The sequence below is a fragment of the Xanthomonas phaseoli pv. dieffenbachiae genome (assembly GCF_008639345.1).
Lineage (GTDB): Bacteria > Pseudomonadota > Gammaproteobacteria > Xanthomonadales > Xanthomonadaceae > Xanthomonas > Xanthomonas phaseoli.
In genome coordinates, this window is the sequence record NZ_CP041380.1 from 4,727,395 (window position 1) to 4,739,229 (window position 11,835).

The following is an 11,835-nucleotide window of genomic DNA, read 5'->3' on the forward strand; positions in this document are numbered from 1 at the left end:
CGCGCCAGAGGCGCTTGCGTACGGGAGCGCAGTGCTGCACTGCGCGATGGATTTATCGCGATGCCGTGGTAATGGTAGCGCTATCATCCGTGGCGCAAGGCCACCTTCGTGCAGGTGCAGTGGTCGATGAATCGAACCGAAGAACACGCCAGCGACGGGCCCGGCCGGCACCTGACGGGTGCACGCACGCACCACATCGGCCAAATCGGCCAACCCGTGCAACACGCCGGCGCGCTGGCGCGCCTGCACAGGCTACGCGCATGAGCGAGCTGCCCGCCGCGGCGCCGGAGGCTGCATCGGCAAGACTCGGTCGGGTGCGCTGGCGGGTCTGCGCCTTGCTGTTGGCCGCCACCACCATCAACTACGTGGACCGCCAGGTATTGGGCGTGCTGGCGCCGTTCCTGCAGACCCAGATCGGTTGGAACGAAATCCAGTACGGCTATATCGTCACCGCATTCCAGGCGGCGTATGCGCTGGGCTTGCTGTGCAGCGGTGCCGTGATCGACCGCTTCGGCACTCGGCTCGGCTATGCGCTGGCGATCGGCCTCTGGAGCCTGGCGGCGATGGGGCACGCCCTGGCCACCAGCGTGGTGGGGTTTGCGATTGCGCGGTTTTTCCTGGGCCTGGGCGAATCGGGCAACTTTCCTGCAGCGCTCAAGACGGTGGCCGAATGGTTCCCGCGCCGTGAGCGCGCGCTGGCCACCGGCATCTTCAATTCCGGCTCCAATATCGGTGCCATCGTCGCCCCATTGCTGGTGCCGTTGATTGCCACCGCCTGGGGCTGGCAGGCGGCGTTCCTGTTCACCGGCGTGCTCAGTGCCACCTGGTTGGCGGTGTGGTGGTTCAGCTATCACCCGCCGGAGCAGCAACCCCGGTTGTCTGCCGCAGAACTGGCGCATATCCGCAGCGATGCGCATGAGCCGGTGCAGCGCCGGCTGTCCTGGTTACAGGTGCTGCGGCATCGGCAAGCCTGGGCGTTTGTGCTGGGCAAGTTCATCACCGACCCGATCTGGTGGTTCTTCCTGTTCTGGCTGCCGAAGTTCCTGCATGCCGAATATGGCTTGAGCCTGCTGCAGTTGGGCGTGCCCCTGATCGTGATCTTCGTGCTGGCCGATATCGGCAGCATTGCCGGTGGTTGGGTGGCCGGGCGTTTCATCGCGCGTGGCTGGAGCGTCAATCGCGCACGCAAGAGCGCGATGCTGATCTGCGCGGTTTCGGTGGTACCCATCGTCTTTGCCGCACGCGCCGACAACCTGTGGCTGGCGGTTGCGCTGATCGGGTTGGCGACCGCCGCGCATCAGGGCTGGTCGGCGAACCTGTTTACGCTGCCTTCGGACATGTTTCCGCGCCACGCGGTCGCCACCGTGGTGGGCATCGGCGGCTTTGCCGGTGCGGTGGGCGGCATGTTGATCGCCACCTTCATCGGCTTCCTGTTGCAAGCCACCGGCAGCTATGTGCCGGTGTTCCTGATGGCAGGCTCTGCCTACCTGCTGGCATTGGCCGTCGTGCACACGCTGGTGCCGCGGCTGGAGCCGGCGCAGTTGCCTGCCGATCCAGCGCCGACATCATCCTGAGGTGAGCTTATGCACATGCGCGCAGTAACACTGGGGCTGTTGATGGCGGCGGGCATGGCTGCGCCAGCACACGCGGCACCGCTGGCAGCGACCGCGTCCAAGTTCCTCGGAAGTGCGTACGGCGCGCAGCAGGCACCGGGGTTTGCGCAGTACTGGAACAAGCTCACCCCGGAAAACGGCGGCAAATGGGGCAGTGTGGAGGTCGTGCGCGACCAGATGGACTGGAGCACGCTGGATGCGGCATACCGGTTCGCGCAGGCCAATCAGATGCCATTCCAGATGCATGTCATGGTGTGGGGCAACCAGCAGCCGGAGTGGATCAAGACCTTGCCGCCGGCCGAGCAGCGCCGCGAGATCGAGCAATGGTTTGCCGCCGTTGCGCAGCGCTACCCGGATATCGCGCTGCTGGAGGTGGTGAACGAGCCCCTCAACGATCCGCCCAGCAAGGCCGATACCGGCGGCGGCAATTATCTGCAGGCGTTGGGAGGCAGTGGCGACAGCGGCTGGGAATGGGTGCTGCAATCGTTTCGGCTTGCGCGCCAGCATTTTCCGCACACCAAGTTGATGATCAACGACTACAGCATCACCAATAGCGCGCAGGCGACGCAGAAGTATTTGCAGATCGTGCGGCTGCTGCAGGGTGAAAACCTGGTCGATGCCATCGGCGTGCAGGAGCATGCCTTCGAGACCACGCCGGAGGTGGCGATGTCGGTGCATCGCGACAATCTGGATGCATTGGCCGCCACCGGCCTGCCGATCTACATCACCGAGTTCGATCTGGACGGGCCGACCGATGCGCAGCAGCTGGCCGACTACAAGCGGGTGTTCCCGCTGTTCTGGGAACACCCGGCAGTGCATGGCATCACCTTGTGGGGCTTTCGGCCCGGCTTGTGGCGCAGCAAGGAAGCGGCGTATCTGATCCGCGCCGACGGCACCGAACGTCCCGCGCTCACGTGGCTGCGCGATTACGTTGCGGCCCATCCCGGGACACCTGCACCATGACAATGGCCGATGCGCGCCGCGCCCACAGAGGTCTGCGTGGTGTCCCGGCCTCGTGCCGATGGCCTCACGTTGGCGCGCGGGCTGCATGCACTACGTGGCTGGTCGTCGTGCTGATCGGGCTGACCACCGCCGCGCGACAAGGCTGTTGGGCGTGTCTTTTGACGCCGCTGTCCGACTCGCCTGCCTGTCATGCAGGTGCAACAGTCGCCGGCCTCGGCGGCATGGCGATCGCCCTTTTCATTGGTTTCGTTTTGCAGGCCATCGGCAGCGACATTCCGATATTTTTTTGCGGCGGGTGCGGCCTACTTCCTGGCGCTGGCGGTGGTGCACCGCCTGGTGCCACGGGGCAGCCGGCGCGAGTGGAGCAACCGGCCTAGACGCGGTTCACAGGTGTCTGCGCACGTTGGCGTCGATCCGGCGCACGTCAGCGTACCTGGCCTTTCCGTGACTGCCTTGCTCACTTATCGAGGATGCAAACATGTTGAAACTCCGTTACCCACTCACGCTTGTGCTGTTGCTGGGCGCTTGTGCGTCCGCTGTTGCCGGGCCGATCGCTGCCGGCAAGCAGCGCGCCCTGGGCAGCGCCTACAGCCCACAGCAAGCGCAGGGCTTCACCAACTACTGGAATGCCGCTGTTCCCGAAAATGCGGGCAAATGGGGCAGCGTCGAAGCGGTGCGCGGCCAGATGAATTGGGGCCCGCTCGACGAGGCCTATCAGCTGGCCAAGCGCAACCATATGCAGTTCCAGTTCCACGTGGGTCTTTGGGGTGCACAGCAGCCGACGTGGGTGCGCACCCTGCCGCCAAACGAGCAGCTTGCTGCGATCGAGCACTGGTTTGCCGCCATTGCGCAGCGCTACCCCGACATCGATCTGATGCAGGTGGCCAATGAGACGCTGCCGAACCACAATCAGCCCGACAACCGTAACGCCAATTCGGGCAATTATCTGCAGGCGCTGGGCGGTACCGGGGCGACCGGCGTGGACTGGGTGCTTGAGGAATTCCGCCTGGGACGCAAGTATTTCCCGCATACCAAGCTGATGATCAACGACTACGGCATCACCGGCGATACGGCCGCTGCCAAGCAGTATCTGCGGACCATCCAGCTGTTGCAGCAAGAACACCTGATCGATGCGATCGGCATCCAGGGACACTCCTTCGAGACGTCCTATGCATCGGTGTCGGTGCAGCGCGGCAACCTGGACCTGCTGGCCACCACCGGGCTGCCGATCTACATCACCGAGTTCGACCTGGACGGGCGTACCGATGCAGAGCAGTTGGCCGCTTACCAGCGCATCTTCCCGCTGTTCTGGGAGCACCCGGCCGTGCGTGGGGTGAACCTGTGGGGCTTCCGTCACGGTCTGTGGCGCGACAGCGAAGGTGCGTATCTGATTAATTACGATGGGAGCGAGCGCCCGGCATTGACCTGGCTACGCAGCTACGTTGCCAGCAAGCCCTGAACAGGCTTCCTCCTCACTGTCCATAGGGCTGATATCGATCATGCGTTCTTCCGTGTTGTCCTTGCATCCCGATCGTTTGCTGCCGGCCGATCCCGGCACGCGCGCGATCGCCCGCCGCCTGTACGCACAGGTGGCAACGCTGCCGATCATCAGCCCGCATGGCCACACCGACCCCGCCTGGTTCGCCACCAATGCAGCGTTCGCCAACGCGACCGAACTGTTGTTGGTGCCAGACCACTATGTATTCCGCATGTTGTACAGCCAGGGCATCGACCTCGATGCCCTGGGCATCCCGCGCGCAGATGGAACCCGCGCAGCAGTCGACCCGCGGGCGGCATGGCGCGTGTTTGCCGAGCACTACGCGTTGTTGCGCGGCACGCCGTCGGCGCTGTGGCTCAATCATGTGTTCCACGACGTTTTCGATTTGCGTGTCCGCCTCGATGCCGGCACCGCCGATCACTATTACGACCACATCACCGCCGCGCTGCAAACGTCGGCATTCCTGCCGCGTGCGCTGTTCGAGCGCTTCAATATCGAGGTGATCGCCACCACCGAATCGCCGCTGGATCGGCTGCAGCACCACGCGGCCATTGCCGCCAGCGGTTGGCAGGGGCGGGTAGTGACGGCGTATCGCCCTGACCCGGTCGTGGACCCGGAGCACGAGCAGTTTTCCGGCGCGCTGGAGCAGTTTGGCGCGCTCACCGGTGAGGACGTGCTGACCTGGGATGGCTACCTGCGTGCGCATCGGCAACGGCGCGCGTTCTTTGCCGCGCATGGCGCCACCTCGACCGATCACGGGCACCCCAGCGCCGCGACCGCCGATCTGTCGCGGGCCGAGGCGCAGCGCCTGTTCGATACGGTGGTGCGCGGTGCGGCCACGCCGGAGCAGGCGGAACTGTTTCGCGCGCAGGTGCTGACCGAAATGGCGGCGATGAGCCTGGACGACGGCCTGGTGATGCAGCTGCATCCGGGCTGCTTCCGCAATCACAACCGGCAGCTGTTCGAGCGGTACGGACGCGACAAGGGTGCCGATATTCCGATGCGCACCGACTATGTGCATGCGTTGAAGCCCTTGCTGGACCGGCATGGCAACGATGCACGCTTGCGCCTGATCGTGTTCACCCTGGACGAAACCAGCTACAGCCGCGAGCTGGCGCCATTGGCCGGGCACTATCCCTCGCTGCTGCTCGGCCCGGCGTGGTGGTTCCATGATGCGCCGGAAGGCATGTGGCGCTTTCGCGAGCAGACCCTGGCCAGCGCCGGCTTCTACAACACGGTGGGCTTCAACGACGATACCCGCGCATTCCTCTCGATTCCGGCGCGGCACGATGTGGCACGGCGCGTGGACAGCGCCTTCCTGGCCAAACTGGTTGCCGAGCATCGGCTGGACGAGGACGAGGCAACCGAGGTGGCGATCGACCTGGCCTACCGCCTACCCAAGCAAGCGTACAAGCTGTGAGGTGGCGCAAACGGAGGGCGGCAGCACCGACGTGTGCGCACGCCGCATGCCTACATCCTGCGCAGCGGCAGGGTCGGTGAACTGATGCGTGTACATGCGATGCACAACATCACGCGACTACGGCGCGTGGCTGACGCAGCCCGTGCCTGCACGGCCATTATCTTGCTCTGCAGCGCATTACCCATCATCGCAGCACCGCACGCTGCCAGCGACGCCTCGCGCGAACGTATTTCGCTCAATGCGCAGTGGCGCTTTCAGCGCGGCGACCCACCCGCAAACCATGAAATCCTGGACTACGATGTACGGCCACAGGTGGTGCGCAGCGGCGATGGCAAGGTGGCCGATGCGCAGCCGGAGCAAGCGCAGCTCACCGAAGCGTCGGCCGCGCGCGTGCTCAAGCCGTGGATCCTGCCGACCGCCAACGGCTTGATCGCAGACCCGGCCCAACGCCACACACGCCCCCCAGGCAATCCGGGCAGCACGGTGGCGTATGTGCAGCCGCACTTCGACGACAGCGCCTGGGAAACCGTGGACCTGCCGCACGACTGGGCCATTGCCGGGCCGTTCCTGGCAGACGGGCCCTACGGTGGCATGGGCCGGTTGCCGAGCTGGGGCATCGGCTGGTATCGCAAGAGCCTGGACATCCCGGCCAGCGATCGCGGCCGCGCGTTGTTTCTGGATCTCGATGGTGCGATGTCGTACGCCACGGTCTGGCTCAACGGCAACCTCGTCGGCGGCTGGCCTTACGGGTACAGCTCCTGGCGCGTGGACCTGACACCGTATGCGATTGCAGGCAAGCGCAACCAACTGGTCATTCGCCTGGATAACCCGCCCGAGTCGGCGCGTTGGTATCCGGGCGGCGGGCTGTATCGCAACGTGTGGCTGACCAAGACGGCGTCGTTGCATATCGCGCACTGGGGCACGCAGCTGACCACGCCGTACGTCTCGGCCGATGCAGCGCAGGTGCAGCTGACCATCACCTTGGACAACGCCGCCCGCAGCGCCGGCCAGGCGCAGGTGAGCACAGCGATCTATCTGCTCGACGATGCCAGCGACCAGCCCAGCGGCGAGGCGGTCGCACGCATTCCAGCGCAGCCGATCACCGTCGCTGCCGGCGGCACGGCGCAGCTGCAAGGCAGCACCCGGATCGACGCACCGCGGCTGTGGGGGCCTCCACCCACGCAGCAGCCGCATCGCTATGTGGCCATCACCGAAGTCGGTCAGCAGGGGCACGTGGTGGATCGCTACGAAACCCGCTTCGGCATTCGCAGCATCGTGTTCGACGCCGACAAGGGCCTATTGGTCAATGGCGAGCACGTGCCGATCCGCGGGGTGAACAATCATCATGACCTGGGCGCGCTCGGTGCGGCGTTCAACAGGCGCGCCGCCGAGCGGCAGTTGCAATTGCTGCAGCAGATGGGCGCCAACGCCATTCGCATGAGCCATAACCCGCCTGCGCCCGAATTGCTCGACCTGACCGACCGCATGGGTCTGCTGGTGGTGGACGAGGTGTTCGACAGTTGGGAGATGAAGAAGACCCCGCTGGATTTTCATCTGGTGTTTGGGCAGTGGCATGCCGCCGATCTGCGCGCGATGCTGCGCCGCGACCGCAATCATCCCTCGGTGATGTTGTGGAGCGTGGGCAACGAGGTTGGCGAGCAATACACCGGCGAACAGGGCGCGGCGATTGCGCGCACGCTGCGCGCGATCGTGCATGCAGAAGACCCGACGCGCCCGGCGACGGTGGCGATGAACTACGCCTCGCCTGAGATGCCGCTGCCCGCTGCGCTGGATGTCGTCAGTCTCAATTACCAGGGGGAAGGCATCCGTGATGCAGCCGAGTTCGAGGGCACCGAGCGCATCCGTAAACCGCCGCAATACCCCGGGTTTCATGCACGGTTTCCACACACGGCCATTGTCAGCAGCGAAACGGCCTCGGCACTGAGCAGCCGTGGCGTGTACCTGTTTCCGGTCACTGCCGACAACAGCGCACCGGTACGCGATGGCCGTGGCGGCGATTCTGTGGCGCATCAGGTCAGCGCGTACGAACTGCATGCGGTGGACTTCGGCTCCAGCGCGGACAAGGTGTTCGCTGCGTTGGATCGGCACCCGTACGTGGCCGGCGAGTTCGTCTGGACCGGTTTCGATTACCTGGGCGAGCCCACCCCGTATTACAGCTCGCGCAGTTCGTACTCGGGCATCTTCGATCTGGCCGGCTTCCCGAAGGACCGTTACTGGCTCTATCAATCGCGCTGGCGTCCGGAAGTGCCGGTGGCGCATCTGCTGCCGCATTGGAGCTGGCCAGGGCGCGAGGGACAGGTCACGCCCGTGCATGTGTTCACCTCCGGCGACGAGGCCGAGCTCTTCGTCAACGGCGTCTCGCAAGGGCGCAAGCGCAAGGCGCCACTGCAGTACCGGCTACGCTGGGACGCGGTGGTGTACCAACCGGGCGAATTGCGGGTGCAGGCCTACAAGGATGGCAAGCCGTGGGCCAGCGAGCGCGTGCAGACGGCAGGCCGCGCCGCGCGCATGCAGCTGACGCCGGATCGGGGCAGTATCCGCGGCGACGGACAAGACCTGAGCTTCATCACCGTGCGCCTGCTCGATCGCGACGGACGTCCCGCACCGACCGCGGGCGACCGCCTGCGCTTCCGCATCGAAGGCCCTGGCGAGTTGGTGGCCACCGACAACGGCGACCCTACCAATCTGGAAACGTTCGCCTCTTCGCAGCGTCATGCCTTTAATGGGCTGTGCCTGGCGATCGTGCGTGCCAAGGCCGGGGCGCGTGGCACGATCACCGTGCATGTGGAATCGGACACGTTGCAAGCCGCACAGACACAGGTGGCGGTGCAGTGATGCGATCCAGTGCAATCGAAACCTGTGGCCTCTCAACGGACCTGCACATGCACATCAACCGCGCCAACCTCACCAAACGCCTGGGATTGCTGATCGCCGGGCTGAGTGCAGTGTGCACACTGCAGGCCTTCGCCGCGTGCGGGACGCCCGGCAGCTCGCTCAAGCAGGCGTATGCGCAAGGGTTCCTGCTCGGGACTGCCGTCAATGCCGATATCGTCTCCGGCAAGGACGCAGCCGCTGCTGCGCTGGCGGCCTGTCACTTCAATGCGGTTACCGCGGAAAACGTGATGAAGGCCGAAGTGGTGGCGCCGCGTCGTGGCGTGCAGGATTTCAGTGCGGCCGATGCATTCGTGGCCTACGCACGGCGCAATCGGCAGTTCGTGGTCGGTCACACCCTGGTCTGGCATAACCAGACACCGGAGTGGTTCTTCACCACCGCCGATGGTCGGCCCAATACGCCGGCACAGCAATTGGAGCGCATGCGTGCGCATATCGCAGCGGTGGCCGGGCGCTACACGGGCAAGGTGCAGGCCTGGGATGTGGTCAACGAAATCATCGACGAAGACGGCAGTTACCGTTCGACCAACTGGGTGCAGCGCGTGGGCGACGGCGACACGGTGGTCCGCAATGCCTTCACCTTCGCGCAGCGCTATGCACCGGATGCGCAGCTCTACTACAACGATTTCAATGCATGGCGGCCGGCCAAGCGCGAGGGCATCGTGCGCATGGTCAAGATGTTGCAGCAGGCCGGTGTCCGCATCGATGGCGTGGGCATGCAAGGCCATTGGGGACTGAACTACCCCAGCCTGCGCGATATCGAAGACGCCATCGATGCGTACGCTGCGCTTGGCGTGAAGGTGATGATCACCGAGCTGGACATCGATGTGTTGCCGCTCACCAAGGAAGGCCAGATCATCGGCACCGGCATGGCGCACAAGCAGTTTCAACTGCCGGAATTCAAGCGCTTCCTCGACCCCTATCGGGATGGGTTGCCTGCCGACGTGCAGGCGCAATTGCGCGACCGGTATGCCGAATTGTTCGCGCTGTTCTGGCGCAAGCGCGACAAGATTGCGCGCGTCAGCGTGTGGGGCGTGAGCGATGACATGTCGTGGAAGAACGATTACCCGGTGCCTGGACGCACCAACTATCCGTTGCTGTTCGATCGCAATCATCAAGCCAAACCGGCGTTGGATGCGGTGTTGGCGGTGCCCACCGCGGCCGCTGCACGCTAGCGGCTGCCGGCAGACGCGCTGCCGACAACCACGCCCAGGTGGCAGGCGAGCACGGCCGATGTTCATGCGGCATGGATGGCTCGACACACCGCATTCCTGCGTGCCGTGCACGTCACAGCTGCATGCGCTCGAAGTGGTGTGGGCCGCGATCGGCAGTTGCCTGCACACGCATGATGGCATCATGCACCCAACCACGAGACAGGACTGACCGATGCGCTTGCCGCCTTATCTGCTGTTGGCCGTGCCGTTGCTGGCGGTGCTTGCTGCTTGCACCAAGCAGACGCCACCGGCGCCGCGTTTTGCCACCATCGGCCAGCTGCAGACATTGGACCGCCGCTTCAGCGATGTGGTGGCAAGCGATGCGCGCATCGAGAAGCTCACCGAGGGCTTCACCTGGTCCGAAGGCCCGGCATGGGTGCGCAACGGCGGCTATCTGCTGTTTACGGATGTGCCGGAAAACAAGCTGTATCGCTGGTCCGAACAGGACGGCCTGTCGGTCTTGCTGTCGCCCTCCGGCTACACCGGCCCGGAGCTGCCCACGCTGCGCGAAGCCGGCGCCAATGGCCTGTATGCCGAGCCCGACGGCACGGTGTTGCTGGCCGATTCCGGCACGCGCATCCTGGCCAGGCTCGATCCGGTCACGCGCAAGAAGACACCGCTTGCGACCACCTTCGAAGGCCACCGATTCAACAGCCCTAACGATGTCGTGCGGCGCAGCGATGGCGTGGTGTTCTTCACCGACCCGCCCTACGGGTTGAAGGACCTGGATCAATCGCCGGTCAAGGAGTTGCGCTTCAATGGCGTCTATCGCCTGGACACCGATAGCAGCGTGCATCTGCTGGACGATGGCCTGAGCTTTCCCAACGGCATTGCCCTGTCGCCGGATGCGCGCACCTTGTACGTCTCCAACTCCGATCCGCAACGGCCGATATGGATGGCGTATGCACTGGATGCGCAAGGCGCCGTCACCGGCAAGCGCGTATTCGCCGATGCGTCGGACCTGATTGCCAAGGATGTTCCCGGCCTGCCCGACGGCATGGCCGTGGCCGCCGACGGCACGCTGTTTGCCACCGGCCCTGGCGGCGTGATCGTCTTCGATCCCGCCGGCCAACGCCTGGGCCGCATCGCCACCGGCGAGGCCGTCTCCAACTGTGCCTTCGGCAACGATGGCCACACGCTGTACATGACCTCGCACGCGATGCTGGCGCGCGTGCGCGTGAAGTCGCTGGGCCTGCAGTTCGCGCGCTAGACGATCGCGGCGATGCCGCGGCATCGCTGCGTGCTGGACACGCACCCGTCTGGCCGCGTGCGTGTCTGACCGCAGCGCCGATCGCTTCGTGCGACCGCTGCATCGGTTGCGCTGCGTATTGCGTGGCCAGTCGTTGAGCCGCCACGCACCGCTCCGGCGCAGATAACCACAGCATCATGACGCGAGCCCGCACTGCGCCTACTCGCCCGTCGCGCCGCCCTCGCTGCGGCCTTGTAGGGGAGGAGCGCGTTGCCCGCGTGCCCGCAGCTCCGACCGCCGGCCGCAGCGCCCGCGAGCCAGGCCTTGCACCCGGCACGCCGCACCACCGTTAGCGACCGCAACCGTGGTGCGGCGCGTCAAAACAGGCATGCACCGAATCGATCCGACACCGCGCAGCGCCTGCTGCGCCAAGGCGTGCCGCTGTCCAGGCAATCGCCATGCTTGAGCCTGTTGCAAAAAGGTAATCATCGCTATACGGTAGTTTTCACTACTGTCATGTGCGGGTTGCCCGCGGGGTTGCGGCAATGAACGAAGCTTGCGTTTCCCGGTTGCTGCGCACACTGGCGTGCGTGGTCGTCGCGGCGCTGCCGCTGATGCCTGTGCTGGCGGCAGCGTCCTCGCCGGTACAGGGTCTATGGCTGACTGCGGCCAAGGACGCCGTCATCGCCTTTGCGCCATGTAGCAATGCCGCCGGCGCGATGTGCGGAAAGGTGGTGTGGGACAAGGACGCCGGCACGCCGAAGGACACCTGCGGTGTACAGATTGCGCGCCTGGAGCGCGACGACAACGGCACCTGGCGCGACGGCTGGGCATTCGATCCGCGCAGCGGCAAGCGCTACAAGGCCACGCTGCGCAGCAAGGGCGACAGCTTGACCCTGCGCGCGTTCATCGGCGCCGAAGTGCTCGGCGAAAACATGCTGTTCACCCGCGTGCAGGCCTTGCCGTCCACGCCGGTGTGCGCCAGCCACTAGTTGCGGTCAGCGCCACGAGCGCGCAGCACCGAC

The 11,835-nt window shown here is 65.2% G+C and carries 8 protein-coding genes and 1 pseudogene; all 9 read left to right on the forward strand.

Features of this window, described 5'->3' with window-relative positions; genetic code table 11:
- Positions 1–260 precede the first annotated feature (260 nt).
- The 9 genes and pseudogenes from FLG15_RS21050 (at position 261) to FLG15_RS21090 (ending at position 11,802) form a co-directional block, all read left to right on the forward strand.
- On the forward strand, positions 261–1,574 hold the full coding sequence (locus tag FLG15_RS21050; protein WP_017155201.1) for an MFS transporter: 1,314 nt from the start codon (positions 261–263) through the stop codon (positions 1,572–1,574).
- A 9-nt stretch (positions 1,575–1,583) separates the two neighbouring features.
- The gene (locus FLG15_RS21055) at positions 1,584–2,576 is read left to right on the forward strand and encodes an endo-1,4-beta-xylanase (RefSeq protein ID WP_150147310.1); all 993 of its coding nucleotides are present in this window, start codon (positions 1,584–1,586) and stop codon (positions 2,574–2,576) included.
- 62 nt (positions 2,577–2,638) lie between these two features.
- A pseudogene (locus tag FLG15_RS21060) lies at positions 2,639–2,921 on the forward strand (MFS transporter); the annotation flags it as partial.
- A 133-nt stretch (positions 2,922–3,054) separates the two neighbouring features.
- Entirely contained in the window at positions 3,055–4,035 is a 981-nt protein-coding gene (locus FLG15_RS21065) for an endo-1,4-beta-xylanase (RefSeq protein ID WP_080949008.1), read from the forward strand.
- Positions 4,036–4,075: 40 nt separating this feature from the next.
- A complete protein-coding gene (gene uxaC, locus FLG15_RS21070; protein WP_150147313.1) occupies positions 4,076–5,494 on the forward strand; it encodes a glucuronate isomerase in 1,419 nt (472 codons plus the stop codon).
- Between the two features lie 84 nt (positions 5,495–5,578).
- Positions 5,579–8,350, forward strand: a complete 2,772-nt coding sequence (gene galB / locus FLG15_RS21075) for a beta-galactosidase GalB (protein WP_209034376.1) — start codon at positions 5,579–5,581, stop codon at positions 8,348–8,350.
- A 47-nt stretch (positions 8,351–8,397) separates the two neighbouring features.
- Positions 8,398–9,582 (forward strand): endo-1,4-beta-xylanase, encoded by a 1,185-nt coding sequence (locus FLG15_RS21080; RefSeq protein WP_057678611.1) that lies wholly within the window; start codon positions 8,398–8,400, stop codon positions 9,580–9,582.
- Positions 9,583–9,793: 211 nt separating this feature from the next.
- A complete protein-coding gene (locus FLG15_RS21085; RefSeq protein WP_057678610.1) occupies positions 9,794–10,831 on the forward strand; it encodes an SMP-30/gluconolactonase/LRE family protein in 1,038 nt (345 codons plus the stop codon).
- Between the two features lie 524 nt (positions 10,832–11,355).
- On the forward strand, positions 11,356–11,802 hold the full coding sequence (locus FLG15_RS21090) for a DUF2147 domain-containing protein (RefSeq protein WP_057678609.1): 447 nt from the start codon (positions 11,356–11,358) through the stop codon (positions 11,800–11,802).
- Positions 11,803–11,835 lie beyond the last annotated feature (33 nt).